Origin of the sequence: Maribacter arenosus (genome assembly GCF_014610845.1) — a bacterium.
In the GTDB taxonomy this organism is placed as follows: domain Bacteria; phylum Bacteroidota; class Bacteroidia; order Flavobacteriales; family Flavobacteriaceae; genus Maribacter_A; species Maribacter_A arenosus.
In genome coordinates, this window is sequence record NZ_JABTCG010000001.1 from 950,708 (window position 1) to 968,682 (window position 17,975).

Below are 17,975 nucleotides of genomic sequence, written 5' to 3' on the forward strand. Positions count from 1 at the left end.
TACTAACAAAATTAGAAATAAAATCGAGACTGCTGTTATTATTCCGAAACGTATTTCAGGGCTTCTTTTAGCGGTACTCTTACACCTTCTTTATAGGCTACTATATAAGAACTTGTATACCCTTTTGCATCGGCGTTCGATTTTAGCAATTTTGCCTCATCATACGCAGTGGTACTCCCATACATATATCGAAAGAGATTTTTATACGGCTCTCGTGATATTTTACCAAGTCCTTTGAAATTTTGGGGAATTAATTCCAAATCTTTGGTGCTTGCCATAATTTGAACTTTAAATGTCACCTTGAGTACATTTTCGGTGGTTTTCGGTTGTGTTTCTTTGACAACCGTCTCCTTTTTAACCTCGGAATTCCCTACTACGGTTTTTGGGGTCTCCATAGATTCTTTTATCACGGGGTTGTCCTCTAACCCATTCGAACTAGCATCAAGATTTTCTTCATTCTCAGGTGGTGTTGAAATAGTTACAGGCTTTTCGGTTTCTATTGGTTCTGTTACTACCTCATTTTGGGCGATTTCCTTTTTCGCAGCCTCCATAGGTTGATCGGGTACACCTTTATGGACACTGTTTTTATAATTGAGTATCGCTTCTGCAATAGCCCTTCCCATTTGTACCTGACCATTTTTTGAATTTAAATAAGCACCTTCGTCTTTATTGGTAAGAAAACCAGTTTCCACCAATACACTGGGCATAAAGGTTTGATGCAGCACTATAAAACCCGCTTGTTTAACTTTACGGTTCACACGTTTTAATTGCCCCGTAAAATTATCCTGTATCATTTTTGCCAAGGCAATACTTTGGTCTAAAAACTCTTCTTGCATAATCGTCAGTCCTATAATCGATTCTGGAGAGTTGATATCATAATCCGCGTATCTGACTTCATAATTATCCTCAAGATAAATTACCGAGTTTTCCTTCTTCGCAATCTCAAAGTTTTGCTTATTGGCATGTAATCCCAAAACAAAGGTCCCTGCACCGTGGGCATCGGAAGAATGTGAATCACAGTGCACCGAAACGAATAAGTCTGCATTCGCCTTATTGGCAATTTCACCCCGAACGAATAAATCTACAAATGAGTCATCCTTTCTCGTGTAAATAACCTTTATATCGGGATTGGCTTCCAAGAGCCTACCTACATTCAATACAATGTTCAAGGCTATGTTCTTTTCAAGGTATCCATTGCCCAAATTGCCAGGGTCATGCCCACCATGACCGGCATCCAATACAACTACAAACTTTCCATCATTCCTTTGCGGGCCATTATCCTTTCTAAAAGCGGAAAGCACTAAAGGTATAAGAATCAAAGCGGTAAGAAAAAAACGGTTCATGTTCATATTCAAAAGATGATTTGAGGATCTTTAATTGGTTAAAATTATTGTAATACCCTGTAAGGGGAACAAAAAATATATGTAAGTTTGATTTCCATAAAGTCAAGCCAAACCTTTACAAAAATAGGATATATAGCCTTGCAATCAAATAAACACTATTTACTTTTCCTATTACTACTTATTATTGGTGGCCTTTCTGGACGCGCTCAGGAAGATAAAATTGTGCCTTTGCCCATTAAAGCGGTTGAGGATACCATAGTAGCACCCCTTCTTACAAAGGCTGAATACAACAAAAAGTTCATAAATGATTCTACAGTCGTTGATACCGTAAAAACAAAACCTCCCTTATTACTCGATATTATAGAATATAAGGCGAAGGATTATGTAAAACTCAGTCAGCAGGAACAAAAAATCTATCTCTACAATGAAGCTGAAATAAAATATCAGGATACCGAGCTCAAGGCCGGTATTATTGTCATGGATTATGTGAAGAACGAGGTATATGCCGGACGCATTAAGGATTCTATTGGGAATTATTCGCAGCTACCCTATTTTAAACAAGGAGAGAATGAGGTTATCCCAGACTCGATTCGATTTAATTTTGATACCCAAAAAGCCATCATATGGAATTCCCGGACAGAACAACAAGCCGGTTTAGGGCAACTGGGCAGTGATGCTATGAAAGTTTATGCCAACATTACCAAAAAGGAAAACGATTCGGTCTATTTTTTAAAAGAAGCTAAAATAACCACTTCGACAGACACTATAAATCCTGATTATTATATCAGGGTCCGTAAGGCGAAATTTGTGCCTAAGAAGAAAGTTATCGCTGGGTATAGCAACTTATACATCGCCGATGTACCAACTCCCATTGCCTTGCCATTTGCCTACTTTCCGCTGACTGTCGGCAGGTCTGCCGGCATTATGATGCCTACCTTTGGCAACCAGGCCGACAGGGGGTATTTTCTTCAGGATATGGGATATTATGTACCCTTGGGCGATTATGCCGATATTTTAGTGACCGGGGATTTTTATACCAATGGAAGTTGGGGTTTCAAGACCCAATCGATCTATACCAAACGCTATAAATATAGTGGGAACATTAATTTCAGGTTCGAAAATTTGGTCACCAGTCAAAAAGGATTCAGCGATTATAGCCTCACCAAAAACTGGAACATACAAATGTCACACTCCCAAGATACCAAGGCAAGTCCCAATTCAAGGTTTTCGGCATCTGTAAACATGGGGAGCAGTGAATATTATCGAAATTCCTTACAACAACGAAACTTGCCGAGCACCCAAAACAATACTTTGTCTTCCTCTATATCCTATTCCAAGACTTTTCCTGCCTACCCTTCGGTGAACATGAGTTTAACGGCCACCCATAGCCAAAATACCAATACCAAAACAATTGATATGACCCTGCCAACCTTACAGGCAAGTATGGAGCGTATTTTCCCATTCGCCAAACGTGATGGTATAAAAAAAGGGATTATTCAAAATATCAATTTTCAGTACGATTTAAATGCCGCGAACAGGATATCGACCACTGATGATGATTTCTTAAAGGCCGAAATGTTCGATGGAGCCAAAATCGGGGCCAAACACCAAATTCCAATCACTACCAATTTTAAAGTAGCGAAATTTTTTAGTGTTAGTGTTGGAGGGAGCTATGAAGATGTGTGGACCCTGCAAACCTTTGATAAAAGATACGACGAAGATCTTGAAGAGGTAGTTACGGATACTATCAGTGGTTTTGACCGATTTAATAAATATAATTTGAGTGCAAGTATAGGTACCACTCTATATGGTACATTCAACTTTGGTGAGGATAAAAAAATACAGGCCATTCGCCATGTAATGCGCCCTTCCTTGAGTTATGGCTATGCCCCTTCATTTGAACAGTTCTATGATGAGTATATTGATGGAGACGGGGACGTGGTTCAATTCACACGATTCCAAAACACGCTCTATGGCTCGCCTAGTCTAAGCAAATCGAACAGTCTTAGCTTTTCCTTGGCCAATACCCTTGAAGCCAAAGTAAGGGACAAGGATTCAACGGCCACCGAACCAAAAAAAGTACCTATTTTAAGTAACTTCAATATTTCAACAGGATATAATTTTGAATCGGATTCCTTGAAATTGAGCCCCCTTAGTGTCAATGGTGGCACCAATCTACTCGATAATAAGATGTCGGTGAATTTCTCAGCAGGCCTTGATCCCTATGCCATTGACAATAATGGCAGGCGAATAAACACCCTTAACATCAATAATGGTGGAAGCCTCTTGCGTTTGACCCGTGCGAACTTTAATGTTGGATATTCCTTGAGTAATGAGACATTTAAGAAAGATAAGGACAAGGATGACAAAGACGAGGATGTAAATCAATTCGATTATGTGGCCCAAAGTGGAGGTCGAACGGACGACCTCTTTGGAAGGGCGGATAGTTTTCAGGATAACCCTATGAGGGAAGATAAAGCAGGCGAGGATGTGGAAAATCCCATTTTCGGTACAAAATTACCTTGGAATCTTAGATTGGCCTATTCAGCCTCTTACTCCAATTCCGCGAGACAAAATGAATTTAGCAGTCACTCATTAATGTTCTCTGGCGATATTGAACTATCGCCAAGATGGAAGGTTGGTGGCTCATCGGGTTATGATTTCAAAGGCAAAGGATTTACGCTGACCCAATTGCGTTTTGAACGCGATTTAAAGAGTTTTGTTATGCGTTTCAATTGGACGCCCTTTGGCACCTACAAAAGGTGGTATTTCTTTATCGGGATCAAGAGCTCTATTCTTAGTGACTTAAAATGGGAAAATAGAAGCCAACGGTCAAGGTGATGAATATTTTGACGGCTGATGTTGGGTTGATGGTATACGTCGAATGTCAAAAGTCGAATGTCGAAAATTGGTACCTGCATGAGGATGGGTGACGGTAAGCAGAAGTCAGAAGGCAGCACTTAAGCTGAAGCATTTAACGAAACCAATAGATCCTAAATTTAATTAAATACTTTATACGTTCACCTTTGTTGCTTCTACGCTCCCTAACAGCGAATTAAAAACGAATATTTATTTTAGCTCAGAACTTAAACGATACACTACCTATGAAGAAAATAATCAATACTAAAAATGCCCCAGCACCGATAGGACCCTACAACCAAGCTATTCTTACTGGTAATACCCTATATATTTCTGGTCAAATACCGCTCGATCCGGCTACTGGGAAGCTCATAGAAGGCGATATAGCCAAAGAAACCAAACAATGCATGGAAAACCTCAGCGCTATTCTTAACGAGGCAGGTATGACTTTTGAAAATGTGGTCAAATCCTCGATATTCATCAGTGACATGAACCAATTTTCAGAAATAAATACGGTTTATGCCAGTTACTTCGATGCTGCCAATGCTCCCGCTAGGGAAACTGTGGAAGTGGCAAACTTGCCAAAATTCGTAAATGTAGAAATATCTATGATCGCTGTTCTGTAGTCAGTGGACAGTAGCTAGTAGCCAGTTGGCAGTTGGCAGTTGGCAGTTGGCAGTAGTAAATAAATAATTATTGAGCTTGGGTATCGGTTTTGCCTTATATGAAAATGAAAAATCAAGCTTAACCACTAGTGCCAAACTTGATTTTTCCTGATTGCCTGTACCGAAAATCCCTTCGTTTTCAGAGTCTTCCCCTTTAACGCAAATCGATATCAGTCATTGGTCATAATAAACAGTGGAAGCATCTCAAAGTTTTTATAATAGGGATGCAGTTTTGGACGATTATAGAACTTTTCTACATTCACAAACTTTTTGGTTTCTGTAACAACTTCTATAGGGACATGGTCATAACGTCCATTTTTTAATACTACCATGCGTCCGTCTATTCCTTTCAATAATAGATCGAGCGCAAGATTCCCATAGGCCGTTGGCACCACAGAATCAATAAAATCGGGGTCTCCACAGCGTACCATGTACCCAAGCTTCTGATTGATTACATTTACTTGGCTTCCTTTATTATATTTAGGCGAGATCTTTTTTAATGCAAGTGAGACTTCATCCCCAATTCCACCAAGTTTAGCATGTCCAAAAGCATCTTTTTCCATCCCTTCAAATTTCATTTCACCACCTTCGAAAGTTGCCCCTTCGGAAATAAGAACAATAGAATAATTACTAGGGTTTTTATTCCTGTCTTCGGTGAGTAATTCTGCTAGGAGTTCAATATTAAAGGGCACCTCGGGTATCAGACATCTATTGGCTGCTCCGGCCAAAGTGGGTAACATGGCCGTAAACCCGGCATAACGTCCAAATACTTCCAATACCAGGAATCTTTCGTGCGAGCCTGCCGCAGTCCGGAGACTGTTTGTGAGACTAATGGTTCTTGTAACACATGTACTGAATCCAATGCAGTAATCCGTTCCGGGTACATCATTATCCATGGTTTTAGGAATGGCCATGACTTTTACGCCCAGTTTAAAAAGATGTACGGCATAACTAAGCGTATCGTCACCTCCAATAGCGATTAAATAGTCCACGCCCAGCCAATCAAGATTTTTGATGACCTCTGGTGTAAGATCATTCAGTTCTTTATTATATGCATCCCTTAAATGTGCGGGGACCATGAGTTTCGATACATGACTTGGCCTAGTCCTTGAGGTATGCAGGAAAGTCCCCCCGGTTCTTGCAGCTTTATTCACCACGACCTGCGACAATTCGTTAAAGTTATTACTATTATCGTGTTTGCTGTTTCTGACAATATCTATTAAACCTCCCCAACCCCTTCTAAATCCTATTACCTTATACCCTTCGCGAATAGCTCTGAACGTAACCGCTCTAATAGCAGGATTGAGTCCAGGGACATCTCCACCGCCAGTTAAAATACCAATAGTTCCTTTGATTTTATTTACTTGTGCCATAATATATATGTATTTAAATGCCTATTCAAAATCGCAACCAAAAAAGGTATGTTAAAGTACTAAATAATGCTGATAATCTTATTAACATTTCCTAAAAAAAACCTTAGAAATGGAGCATTAAAACGGCTTTATCGCCGTATCTTTAGTTGTAGTTTAAAACAGTACTATTATGTCATTAAATATTGATAAAATTTTAGGCAAAGAAGCTGGTTACCTGTTAGATCATAAGTGTAACACGGTAAAGAAAGAACATTTACATCTACCCGGTCCCGATTATGTGGATCGTGTTATGACAACCTCGGACAGAAACCCTGTCGTACTTCGAAATATGCAAACGCTTTTTAATCATGGGCGTATGGGGGGTACCGGATACCTCTCTATTCTCCCTGTAGATCAAGGTATTGAGCATACAGCAGGTGCCTCGTTCGCACCAAACCCTATTTATTTTGATCCTGGAAAGATTGTTGAACTTGCCATTGAAGGAGGTTGTAATGCCGTGGCATCCACCCTTGGTGTCCTTGGGTCGGTTTCAAGGAAATATGCCCACAAGATCCCATTTCTTCTAAAATTGAATCATAATGAACTTCTTACATATCCCAATAAGTTTGATCAAATCATGTTTGCCAGTGTAAATCAAGCCTTTGAGATGGGCTGTGTAGCGGTCGGGGCAACCATATATTATGGTTCGGAAGAGAGTTCCCGTCAAATTCAGGAAGTTACCGAAGCTTTCGAATATGCACATGAATTGGGGATGGTAACCGTACTTTGGGCATACCTGCGTAATCCCGCTTTTAAAAAGGATGGAAAAGATTATCACGTATCCGCAGATGTAACCGGACAAGCCAATCATTTGGCCGCCACCATTCAAGCGGACATTGTAAAACAAAAACAAGCGGAAAACAATGGCGGTTTCAAGGCAATCAATTTTGCTAAAACACATGACAAAGTATATTCCGAATTGACCTCAGACCATCCAATCGATCTTACACGCTATCAAGTTATGAATTGCCTTATGGGCAGGGCTGGACTAATAAATTCCGGTGGGTCTTCGGGTCAAAATGATTTGGCACAGGCTGTTAAAACAGCTGTAATCAATAAGCGTGCAGGCGGTATGGGGCTGATTTCAGGTCGAAAGGCATTCCAAAAACCCATGGCAGAAGGTGTAGAACTTCTAAATGCCATCCAGGACGTGTATTTGGATAAGAAAATCACTATTGCATAATACACTAAATAGTATAAAAAATAAAGCCCTGACAGTCCGCTGTCAAGGCTTTATTTTTGGAAGTCAAAGAAATGACCTCCCTTCATTGAAGTACTGTACTTATTACATTTAAACCGACACTTAGAGGTTTTCTAGGTGAAATTCCACTAACCCTTCGATGGGCCTTTGACGAATTACCCCAACAATCAAATCATTTCGTTCAAGTACCGCAGTTAGTTCATCCTTCAAAAAATGGGCGATACTACCGACAAAGTTGATTGGGACTTTCGTTGCCAATTCAAATTGCATAATATAATTGTTGATGAATTGCTGAAAACCTTTATCTATGACACCTTTGCTATAAGGATGATCTTTATTTTCGATCAAGAACCTTGCAAAAGTGGCCAAATAGGTATTAGGGTTGGGTTGTTTGTATAGGTTTTCCTTGATAACATCTGCCTCAAGATCATACTCTTTCGCAAACTTTATTCCCAAATCTTGCGGCATTTTATGAAAATAATAATCCCTTATAAGTTTTCGACCAAAAAAATTGCCGCTACCATCATCCATTGGAATATAGCCTAAGGAAATTACTTTTTGAAAAAGCTGGCGACCATCATAATAACAACAATTGGAGCCTGTACCTAGAATACAAACGATACCTTGGTGACCGATTTTGGTCGTCGAATAAATCGCAGCATACGTATCTTCCCTCACTTCAGTTTTGGCATTCGGAAAGAATTCGTTGAATATTTCCTTAAGAAATTTTTTCATACGATCTGTACCACAACCAGCCCCATAGAAGTATAAATGACTTACATTTTCCTTATTTTTTGAAAGCTCAAAATTATTGGCCAAACGATCCTCGATTACAGAACGAGTCAATACCTCTGGGCTTAACCCTAAGGTTTGGGTCATAAATAATTGTTTTCCTTTTTCATCAAGAGCTATCCAATCGGACTTTGTAGCACCACTATCAACAATTAATATCATAGGTCAATATTTAAATACAATCCTGAAAATCAATGGTGTCATTAAATTTTCAGGATTGCTTGAATATAATCAATTAGACTTAAAGACTATGCACGTATTGGGCCAAGTCTATCATTTTATTGGAGTATCCTGCTTCATTGTCATACCAAGAAACAACTTTCACAAACTTAGGGCTCAATTGTATCCCAGCGCCAGCATCAAAAATACTTGTGCGTCTGTCACCAACAAAATCCTGTGAAACCACAGATTCTTCAGTATAGCCTAAAACACCTTTCATAGGACCTTCCGAAGCTGCTTTCATAGCTTTCTTGATTTCCTCATACGTGGTCTCCTTTTTTAATAGTACCGTTAAATCTACAACGGAAACATCGGCAGTTGGAACCCTAAGGGCCATACCTGTCAATTTACCATTCAATTCAGGAATAACTTTACCTACTGCCTTTGCAGCACCTGTTGAAGATGGTATAATGTTCAAAAGTGCACTACGGCCACCTCTCCAATCTTTCTTTGAAGGTCCATCAACCGTCAATTGTGTTGCTGTTGTTGCATGTACAGTGGTCATTAATCCTTCTGCAATTCCAAAATTGTCATTCAACACTTTGGCTATAGGGGCCAAGCAATTGGTAGTACATGAAGCATTGGAGACAATTGTATCTGAAGCTTTGGCCTCTTTATGGTTTACACCCATGACGAACATAGGGGCATCTGGAGAAGGTGCAGAAATAACTACTTTTTTGGCACCACCATCAATGTGGTATTGTGCTTTTTCCAAATTCGTGAAAATCCCGGTACATTCAGCCACGATTTCAGCATCAACCGCATCCCATTTTAAGTTTTTAGGATCTCTTTCTGCCGTAATTCGCACAGTTTTACCATTTACGACAAGATTTCCATCTTTTACTTTGACGGTTCCATCAAATCTACCATGAACAGAATCATACTGCAATAAATATGCTAAATGTTCAACATCCAACAAATCATTTATTGCAACAACTTCTACTCCATCTCTTTTGGTTGATTCACGGAAAACCAACCTTCCGATTCTACCAAACCCGTTAATACCAATTTTTAATTTTGACATTTTTTACTTATTTAGATTAAAACTATGTTGACATTATTTCTGAAACCCTAATGAGTTCCTTATCAATTTTTGTATGGCCTTTTATGGCCTTGTTTATAGGAGTAAGAATAAGTTGATTATCCTGGACCCCAACCATAAGGTTGGTCTTACCTTCCAATAGGGCCTCTACAGCCCTTACACCCATTCTACTGGCTAAAACACGATCATAACACGATGGTGCCCCACCACGTTGCATATGTCCGAGTACAGATACCCTCACCTCATAATCTGGGAAATTGGCCTCGACGTATTCCTTTAGTTCAAATATATTCTTCCCGGTCTTATCACCTTCTGCAACAATTACTATACTAGATGATTTTCCTGATGACCTGCTTCTTTTCAAGGACTCCAATAATCTTTCCCTTCCTAAATTTTCTTCCGGAATCAAAATTTCCTCGGCTCCTGCCCCAACGCCTGCATTAAGGGCAATATGACCTACATCACGACCCATTACCTCTACGAAGAACAGTCTATTATGTGAGCTGGCAGTATCCCGAATTTTATCTATGGCCTCAACAACGGTATTCAATGCCGTATCGAAGCCCAATGTGAATGTTGTTCCAAAGATATCATTGTCTATGGTACCTGGGATCCCTATAACGGGGAAACCAAATTCCTGGTTAAAGATCATGGCACCGGTAAAACTACCGTCACCACCAATTACCACAAATGCATCGATTCCTGCAGCCTGAAGTTGATCATAAGCCTTTTTACGGCCTTCTTTGGTCCTGAATTCCTCACACCTGGCCGTTTTTAGAATTGTACCCCCTTTATTAATAATGTTGTGGACACTTCTTGCATTCATGAGCTTAAAATCGCCCTTGATCATTCCCTGATAGCCCCAATAAATACCCACACACTCAACGTTCAAATATGCGCATGTTCTTACAACAGATCGTATTGCCGCGTTCATACCCGGAGAATCCCCACCGGATGTAAAAACACCTATTTTTTTAATATTCGCCATCCAAAAATTTAAGCCAACAAAATTAACAAACTTATTCCGAAAAAAGAACTCCTTGAGCTCATATTATCATCGATATGTTAGACTAAAACGTTTTTAGTGAAAAATATTCCCGGCAGCGTTTTAAATAGCACATTAGAAAGGGGAATTGTTTAAAAAATCAAAGCCCTTTTGATTTTTCCTGGAAGCGCAGAAGACTATCCCTGCCCATCACTTCAACAGGTGCGGATTCTTTTGCAATTTGCTTCTCTTTGGCCTTTTTACCCCCGAACATTTTTTGCATGAGTTCCTTAAAGCTATTGAAATCTACCTCGTAGGACAAACCTGCTCCTTGAGTGTAGCCTTGGCGGTCTCCTAAAAACGCCTGGATCTCATTTTCCCTATTGAAGAATTTAGCACTTAGGGTCCCTTCTTCGTTCAGAAGCAACTGAAGTTCAAAATCGCCCGTTACGACCGTTTCCGTAGCACCCCCTACCGGAACCCTAGCTTGGCCATTTATAAGGATGCGATCACTGATTTGAGTTGATACCGTTACCCCAATCCTATTTTCAGTTTCAATGTCCGTACTGGCATCCTGTATGCCTTGTTCATAAGAAAGCCCCAAATCGAACTTGTCGTTACCCCCACTGAGGACTTGATTCAACAATCCAGAAGCAGATTGAATTAGATTACCCGTTACCGCTTGTGAATTAATACCGCTTTGTTCATTTACAAAAGTACCTTGGGCCAGCAGGAAAATGGCATTTTTCTCTTCAACTTGTGGGTCTTGTAGCCGATATTCCAACTCTGATTGGATAATTGAACTTGTACCTGGGAATTCGATACTAAAATCGATTTCCGGACTCTGTAGTTCATCGGTCAACTGGATAACCACGTCTGTTGGTATTCTTCGTGTATAGCCAGAATTTTCGAGTAACGGAGCAGGATTCGCATTTAAAGAATATACCGCTTCCATGTTCAATTGTGCGGAGAGTGGGTCACGGTCCCAGACAATGGTGCCACCAGGTTTTACTTTGAACGTTTTATTGATTACGCCCCCGAATTTATAATTGAACTCTCCGGTCACCACAACAAAATCGCCGAACATCTCAAATTTGTCTTTCGTATCGATACGTATGAGCAATAGCCCCTCGCCCGTTCCTTTTAATGAACTGCCTGTTTTCTGGTCAGTAACGATCTCCACCTCGGCATCGGGGGTTACGTCGAGGTTGAATTCCATCTCCAGCCCCTGTATTTCTTCTAAAACCCGCTGCACATTTTCAGGATTGACTTCTTCTTTTTCAATAAATTTTATATATGAATAATCACCAACTGTTGCGACATCACTTAAAGGTATTTTAAGGGAGGTGCCTTTTGCAGTTTTTCCATCCACATTGATGGTCAATGCCTTGGTGGGTCCGAAAATACGTCCGAATCCATTTAAAAACCCTGTTCCGTAATACAGAACCTCTTCCTCAAAAGGGGTATCTAAAATCAAAAAACGGTCATTGTTCGTGTCAACATTCAAATCCAACACCCAGTCCTTGAAAAAACTATGGGTGATTGCACCGTCTAATGTAGCTTTCGTGTTTCTGGCCACATCGGTGATATTTATCTTTTCAAAATTGAAAGACTGCTTGGATAACCTGACACGGGAATTTTGCGCAAAACCATAATCAACATTTAAATAAGGAATCGCAATACCTGCATTATCAAGGGTCAACAAACCACTGAAATCAGGATTGTCGATATCCCCTGTGAATTTGGCACTGCCGAATAAATCCCCTCGAATATTCGTAATCACTCCTTCACCCAACGGACTGAAAGGTTCGAGATTAAACCCATTGAAATTCGCGATGAGATTGGCTTGGGGCAATTCCGTCTTGTTTTGGATATTGCCAATGACACTGAGCCTTTCAACCCCCTTATCGGTAATCTGGGTATTTACCACGAAATCGGTAAGATCACGATTACCTACTATTCCAATGGTTAAATCTCCGATTCTGAAGCCGTTTACGGAAAAATCGGTAATCCCTAAGTTGGAAGATGGCAAATACACGTCATCCTTTTGCAATACGTTCAAAGTACCATTTACCTCCCCTTCCAGTCGTAAACTATCAATGGCCGGTGTTATTTTGTCCAGGGATACGATCTTGAATTGAAGTTCTAGGTCTTTATAGGTCGAATCTGCCAACTGCCCCTTTAATCGAATTTGTTCATATTGGCTGTTATTCATCACAATCTCCTCGATAACGATACTATCAAGGGTCTTGTTGATGATCACCTTGTTCTTATTATTGCCTTCCCTATTTAGTATCCAGGTATTGTTCTTAAAACTAATGTCGGAAGTTTTCAGGCCAATAACCGACCTGTTCTGTTTATTGAAGGTATGATAAAAATTAAGGTTATAACTATCATTATATTCGCTCCCTCCTTTAAATTCCGCCCTAAAGAAAAGCGTATCCTTCAATGTGGTATTGATCAAATTAAAATCCTTTAGATCATAATAATTCGTCGATAAATCCCCCACTGATATAAATGTATTGAACAATGGGTTCTTATTGTCGATTTTTATGTCTATGTTATCTGCTTCATTGCCAAATGCAACAATGCTGGGCGATTTGAAGGTCAACTTAAAATCACCTTCATCGGCTACGATATTACCGCGGATAAACGTATTGGCATCGAACTTGACTTGTGGAAAGAACACATCTACTATCTTATTGTATATCTTAAAGTTAAAGGCAAGCGTTTGACCTTTTGAAATACTAAATGGCTTATAGTTGGTATAAATACTTCCCAAGGAGTTTTGAATTAGTTGCCCTAATTCCTTAACCCGGAAATTTCCTTTCATATAGCCCGTGATGATATCAGGCGAATTGATATCAATGGTGCGAATGGAATCATTTTCGAAGGACGAAGAAACCTTAAAATCATCAAAATAATAAGTGTCGTTCTTATTTTGAAAAATGGTTTTGGTGAAATTCATGTCGCCCACAATATTGTCCAATGAGTTACCTGAAATGTCAATATTCACATTTCCCTTGAAAATTGATACACTATCGTTTATAAAGTTCAACTTCTTTAAATCGGCATACTCGACATTGGCTATAAAATTGAAGTTGTTACGGTCCTCCCCAAAATCTGCCAATCCTTTAAAGTTGAATTTTAAATTATCATCATTACTAAAGATCGAACCATCGAACAGTTGTTCTTTCAGAATACCTGAAACTTTAAGGTCCTTATAATCATAATCATTGAAATTAATCGAATAAATCTCGCCGATCACTTCAGTATTCAACTTTTCCTTGACAAAACCTTTACCTTCAACATTAAAATCAAGGGTGGTCGTCCCAAATCTCTTATCATTAACGAACTTGCCCAGGTCAAAATCGATTAAAGAGACAAACCCGTTATACGCGGCGTTTTCAATATTATTGAAGTCCGTCAATTCAAGATCGGCATAGCTACTCCCTATAGCCGTATTAAGATTCACCTTGGTTTTGACCGAACTTTCTGTAACAGTGGCGTCACCCCTGATAGTAAACTGCCCAAATTTACTGAAGGTAGAAGACAAGGTATTGCTGCCCATATAATTGGGCATCAAAGCACGTAACTCATAATAAGTACTGGTTACATTCTTCATTTGGGCATCCATGACGAACGGCTCATCTTTGGTAAAGAGGTTTTTAAAGTTAAAATTCCCACGTATACCCGTATTCTCGGATAATAAGAAAAGGTCCTCCGTGTTCAAGTCGTTCAGCACCCCATTTACCTTTGCCGAGAACGAAACCGATATCCCTTTCCCAAATTGATCATAAAGCAGGTTTACTTCATTCAAGGCCACGTTCGAATCAGTGAACTCAGCGGTTACCTTTACCTTGTTTAAAAAATCCTTAAAATCCTTCCTTTCGTAATCAAAAACCAGATTTCCTACCAATTGGGAACCCAAGGTTTCAATGCCCAACGTGTCGAAACGCATTTGCTGTTTAGTGTAGCTGAACTTAGTGGCAAGCTTTTTTACCTCGATGTTGCGTTTGTCCTTAAACGACATAGCGTTTATGGCCGTTGAAACGTCGGGTCCCAAGATTAAAAAATCCGTTGAGGAAATATTCAAATCCCTGAAGTTCAATGTTTCAGGACGCTCCAAGTTTTCGTCGATCAGTTTAAAGGAACTATTGGCGATCTTTACATTGGTCGATGAGAAAAAGAAAGGAGGTGTTCCTGGTTTTCTTGGCTGTTTATCATCAAGTTTATCGATAAAGACTTCCAAATTAGTACTTGTAGTATCTTTATAGGTCTTTAGTTTAAAATTGAGTCTTTCGATATCGATATGCCCAAATTGGAGCTTTCCCTTGGCCAAATTACGGGCACTTAAAATCGAAGTGCCTAATTCGTTGATGTAAAACAAGGTGTCTTTTTGGTAATCCTCGATATAGATACCTTTGATGGCCACATCCCAAGAGATCAAGGAAAGCCGAATTTCATCGATATTGATATTTGTGCCAAACTCCTTGTTTATCGAATTTGTAGCGTATTTGGCTAATCGGGTCTGCACAAAGGGCATAGAAAGTACTATGGTGCCCAATACACAAATGAGCAATACCACCAAGAGTATTCTAACCAGTATTTTTCTCAGTTTTCTGATAGGGCTTATATGTTTTACCTTTGTACTTCAATTTTTATTCCAAACCGGGTGGAAAAAGAAACCATTTATATTCTTGCCATAGAATCATCCTGTGATGACACTTCTGCGGCCGTATTATGCAATGACAAAGTCATAAGCAATGTTGTTGCAACTCAAAAAATCCATGAGGAATATGGGGGTGTTGTACCCGAACTTGCCTCTAGGGCACACCAGCAAAATATTGTGCCTGTGGTGCACCAAGCTTTATTGAGAGCAAATATCGACAAAAAACAATTATCAGCCATAGCTTTTACTCGCGGACCGGGACTTATGGGGTCTTTATTGGTAGGGACCTCTTTCGCCAAGTCTTTGGCCCTCGGGCTGCACATACCTTTAATCGAGGTGAACCATATGCAAGCGCATATTCTGGCACATTTTATCGCCGATGAAAGCAGTTCGAAACCACGATTCCCCTTTTTGGCAATGACCATAAGCGGTGGCCATACACAAATTGTTAAGGTGAATGACTATTTTGATATGGAAATCCTCGGTGAAACCTTGGATGATGCTGTAGGTGAGGCTTTCGATAAAAGTGCCAAAATCCTTGGTCTTCCTTATCCAGGGGGTCCTTTGGTAGATAAAAATGCCCAACAAGGTAATCCCCGTAAATTCCCATTTCCAAAACCCAAGGTAGACGATTTGAATTTTAGTTTCAGTGGATTAAAAACCAGCATACTGTATTTTATTCAAAGGGAAACCAAGGACAACCCAAACTTCGTGTTGGAAAACCTGAACGATATATGTGCTTCAATTCAGTACACGATCATCAATATTTTGATGGATAAGCTAAAAAAAGCAGTAAAAAAAACAGGCATAAAACAAGTGGCCATTGGCGGTGGGGTATCCGCTAATTCAGGAATACGCATCGCTTTGAAAAATGCAGAAAAAAAATACGGGTGGACTACATATATTCCTAAATTTGAGTATTGCACCGATAATGCCGCGATGATCGGCATTGTGGGTTACTATAAATATCAAAAACAGCTATTCGCTTCCCAGGATGTTACTGCTAAAGCCAGATATATTATTTAAAAAGTAGTGGTATGGCCTATAATGAAGATTTGGAAAAAAGATTGGATGCGGCATTGGACGTATTTCCTAAAAATATTACCGATCACTTTTCGAAAAAGAAAATGTTCGGGGGTCTTGCCTATCTCTTCAAGGGGAAAATGACCGTAGGGGTCATAAAAAACGATCTTATGGTACGTATAATCGGTCCTAAAATAGATGAAAAATTAAAAATGGATGCCGTTCGTCCCATGGATTTCGCCAAGAGGCCTATGAAGGAATTCGTTTATGTGTCCGCAAAAGGATATGACACCGAAGAGCAGCTACAACATTGGATTGAATTGGGCCTTGAACATGCCCAGAATAAATTACGAATCACCAAATAGAAATTATAATTAATTATGCAATTATTTTATAACCCAAAGTTGGACAACAGTGCTTCCCAATTCGTTTTTACGCCCGAAGAGAGCCATCATATTGTAAAAGTTTTACGTAAAAAAGAAGGCGATAAAGTGCTTATTACCAATGGCAAAGGCTATATTTTTGATGCAGAGATCATCACCGCCGATACTAAGAAATGTAAGGCCCAGATAATAGCGACCACAAAAAAACATCGAAAGATGTACTGGTTTCATCTCGTCGTAGCGCCTACAAAAAGCAATGATCGATTCGAATGGTTTTTGGAAAAAGCCACGGAAATTGGCGTGGACGAAATCACGCCCATCATCTGTGAACGATCAGAGCGTAAGATCGTAAAACCAGAACGTATGGAGAAGGTACTACAATCCGCGATGAAGCAGTCCATGCAGGCCTATTTACCTAAGCTTAACCCTGTTACTACCTATGAGGAGTTCATCGCCCAAGACAGGGAAGGACTCTTGTTCATAGCGCATTGCGATGAGGACGAAAAGATGGAACTTAAAAGACGGGTTGCCCCGGACAAAGACGTGACCATTCTCATCGGCCCTGAAGGGGATTTCTCCAGGAATGAAATAGACAAGGCCTATAAAAAGGGTTTTCTTCCAATTTCCTTGGGTCAGAACAGACTACGTACGGAAACAGCGGCGATTGTGGCCTGCACAACGGTAAACTTGATCAATAACGGATAGATTCATCTTTGTATATTTAAGGAATGGGATATTCAAGATTTATTAGTATTCTCCTTTTATTTGCCCAAATAAGCTTGGCCAATGCGCAAGAAATCGCCATTCTCAAATACAAAGGCGGTGGGGATTGGTACGCAAATCCAACGGCATTGCCCAATTTAATACGCTTTTGCAATAGCAATATCGATACAAAAATCAAAGAACAACCCGAAACAGTGGAAGTGGGCGATGTTACCCTCTTTCAATACCCTTATGTACATATGACCGGTCATGGCAATGTGTTGTTCTCCCAGGAAGAAGCCGACAATTTAAGAACTTACCTGCTTTCCGGCGGTTTTTTGCATATTGATGACAATTATGGCATGGAACCATATTTACGTAAGGAAATCGCAAAGGTTTTTCCCGATGAAACCATGGAAGAATTGGGTGTGGATCATCCTATTTTTTCCCAGGAGTATACCTTTTCGGAGGGCTTACCTAAAATACATGAGCACGAAGGAAAACGACCCCAAGCCTTCGGTATCGTTCATGAAGGCAGGTTGGTCCTTTTGTTCACCTATGAATCCGATTTGGGCGATGGGTGGGAAGACCCCTCCGTGCATAATGATCCTGAATCCATCAGGACTAAAGCATTACAAATGGGGGCGAATATCATATCTTATGCATTTAAAAACTAA

General features: G+C 39.9%; 13 protein-coding genes. 7 read left to right on the forward strand and 6 right to left on the reverse strand.

The features are described from left to right. Positions 1-38: 38 nt before the first annotated feature. On the reverse strand, positions 39-1,343 hold the full coding sequence (locus HPE63_RS04205) for an N-acetylmuramoyl-L-alanine amidase family protein (RefSeq protein ID WP_188312962.1): 1,305 nt from the start codon (positions 1,341-1,343) through the stop codon (positions 39-41). A 138-nt stretch (positions 1,344-1,481) separates the two neighbouring features. Between HPE63_RS04205 and HPE63_RS04210 the strand changes: the two genes are divergently transcribed. Both HPE63_RS04210 and HPE63_RS04215 read left to right on the forward strand, forming a co-directional pair. Continuing rightward, on the forward strand, positions 1,482-4,184 hold the full coding sequence (locus tag HPE63_RS04210) for a putative LPS assembly protein LptD (RefSeq protein WP_188312963.1): 2,703 nt from the start codon (positions 1,482-1,484) through the stop codon (positions 4,182-4,184). A gap of 263 nt (positions 4,185-4,447) precedes the next feature. Further along, on the forward strand, positions 4,448-4,828 hold the full coding sequence (locus HPE63_RS04215; protein ID WP_188312964.1) for a RidA family protein: 381 nt from the start codon (positions 4,448-4,450) through the stop codon (positions 4,826-4,828). A gap of 209 nt (positions 4,829-5,037) precedes the next feature. On the opposite strand, the gene HPE63_RS04220 is transcribed toward HPE63_RS04215, so the two are convergent. Then, positions 5,038-6,240 (reverse strand): 6-phosphofructokinase, encoded by a 1,203-nt coding sequence (locus tag HPE63_RS04220; RefSeq protein ID WP_188312965.1) that lies wholly within the window; start codon positions 6,238-6,240, stop codon positions 5,038-5,040. Positions 6,241-6,409: 169 nt separating this feature from the next. On the opposite strand from HPE63_RS04220, the gene HPE63_RS04225 reads away from it, so the two are divergent. Further along, the gene (locus tag HPE63_RS04225; protein WP_188312966.1) at positions 6,410-7,462 is read left to right on the forward strand and encodes a class I fructose-bisphosphate aldolase; all 1,053 of its coding nucleotides are present in this window, start codon (positions 6,410-6,412) and stop codon (positions 7,460-7,462) included. 120 nt (positions 7,463-7,582) lie between these two features. Here HPE63_RS04225 and HPE63_RS04230 read toward each other — a convergent pair whose 3' ends face one another. The 4 genes from HPE63_RS04230 to HPE63_RS04245 form a co-directional block, all read right to left on the reverse strand. Beyond that, a complete protein-coding gene (locus tag HPE63_RS04230; RefSeq protein WP_188312967.1) occupies positions 7,583-8,434 on the reverse strand; it encodes an N-acetylglucosamine kinase in 852 nt (283 codons plus the stop codon). A gap of 79 nt (positions 8,435-8,513) precedes the next feature. After that, positions 8,514-9,515, reverse strand: coding sequence for a type I glyceraldehyde-3-phosphate dehydrogenase (gene gap, locus HPE63_RS04235; protein WP_188312968.1), 1,002 nt, complete (start codon positions 9,513-9,515; stop codon positions 8,514-8,516). A gap of 22 nt (positions 9,516-9,537) precedes the next feature. After that, complete coding sequence (pfkA, locus tag HPE63_RS04240; protein WP_188312969.1) at positions 9,538-10,521, reverse strand: 6-phosphofructokinase; 984 nt, start codon at positions 10,519-10,521, stop codon at positions 9,538-9,540. A 157-nt stretch (positions 10,522-10,678) separates the two neighbouring features. Next, the gene (locus HPE63_RS04245) at positions 10,679-15,136 is read right to left on the reverse strand and encodes a translocation/assembly module TamB domain-containing protein (RefSeq protein ID WP_449405378.1); all 4,458 of its coding nucleotides are present in this window, start codon (positions 15,134-15,136) and stop codon (positions 10,679-10,681) included. An 18-nt stretch (positions 15,137-15,154) separates the two neighbouring features. Between HPE63_RS04245 and tsaD the strand changes: the two genes are divergently transcribed. Genes tsaD through HPE63_RS04265 form a run of 4 tightly spaced genes read left to right on the forward strand, consistent with a single transcriptional unit; the run spans position 15,155 to position 17,975 of the window. Then, a complete protein-coding gene (gene tsaD / locus HPE63_RS04250; protein ID WP_188312970.1) occupies positions 15,155-16,216 on the forward strand; it encodes a tRNA (adenosine(37)-N6)-threonylcarbamoyltransferase complex transferase subunit TsaD in 1,062 nt (353 codons plus the stop codon). Positions 16,217-16,227: 11 nt separating this feature from the next. Further along, positions 16,228-16,578, forward strand: coding sequence for a TfoX/Sxy family protein (locus tag HPE63_RS04255; RefSeq protein WP_188312971.1), 351 nt, complete (start codon positions 16,228-16,230; stop codon positions 16,576-16,578). Between the two features lie 15 nt (positions 16,579-16,593). Continuing rightward, positions 16,594-17,301: a 16S rRNA (uracil(1498)-N(3))-methyltransferase gene (locus HPE63_RS04260; RefSeq protein WP_188312972.1), complete on the forward strand. Its 708-nt coding sequence runs from the start codon at positions 16,594-16,596 to the stop codon at positions 17,299-17,301. Positions 17,302-17,324: 23 nt separating this feature from the next. Next, a complete protein-coding gene (locus tag HPE63_RS04265; RefSeq protein WP_188312973.1) occupies positions 17,325-17,975 on the forward strand; it encodes a DUF4159 domain-containing protein in 651 nt (216 codons plus the stop codon).

Bases quoted from the DNA above. Each gene is read 5' to 3' on its own strand.
- HPE63_RS04205 (WP_188312962.1), bottom strand. From the start codon at position 1,343: ATGAACCGTTTTTTTCTTACCGCTTTGATTCTTATACCTTTAGTGCTT.
- HPE63_RS04215 (WP_188312964.1), top strand. From the start codon at position 4,448: ATGAAGAAAATAATCAATACTAAAAATGCCCCAGCACCGATAGGACCC.
- HPE63_RS04220 (WP_188312965.1), bottom strand. From the start codon at position 6,240: ATGGCACAAGTAAATAAAATCAAAGGAACTATTGGTATTTTAACTGGC.
- HPE63_RS04225 (WP_188312966.1), top strand. From the start codon at position 6,410: ATGTCATTAAATATTGATAAAATTTTAGGCAAAGAAGCTGGTTACCTG.
- HPE63_RS04230 (WP_188312967.1), bottom strand. From the start codon at position 8,434: ATGATATTAATTGTTGATAGTGGTGCTACAAAGTCCGATTGGATAGCT.
- gap (WP_188312968.1), bottom strand. From the start codon at position 9,515: ATGTCAAAATTAAAAATTGGTATTAACGGGTTTGGTAGAATCGGAAGG.
- pfkA (WP_188312969.1), bottom strand. From the start codon at position 10,521: ATGGCGAATATTAAAAAAATAGGTGTTTTTACATCCGGTGGGGATTCT.
- tsaD (WP_188312970.1), top strand. From the start codon at position 15,155: ATGTTTTACCTTTGTACTTCAATTTTTATTCCAAACCGGGTGGAAAAA.
- HPE63_RS04255 (WP_188312971.1), top strand. From the start codon at position 16,228: ATGGCCTATAATGAAGATTTGGAAAAAAGATTGGATGCGGCATTGGAC.
- HPE63_RS04260 (WP_188312972.1), top strand. From the start codon at position 16,594: ATGCAATTATTTTATAACCCAAAGTTGGACAACAGTGCTTCCCAATTC.
- HPE63_RS04265 (WP_188312973.1), top strand. From the start codon at position 17,325: ATGGGATATTCAAGATTTATTAGTATTCTCCTTTTATTTGCCCAAATA.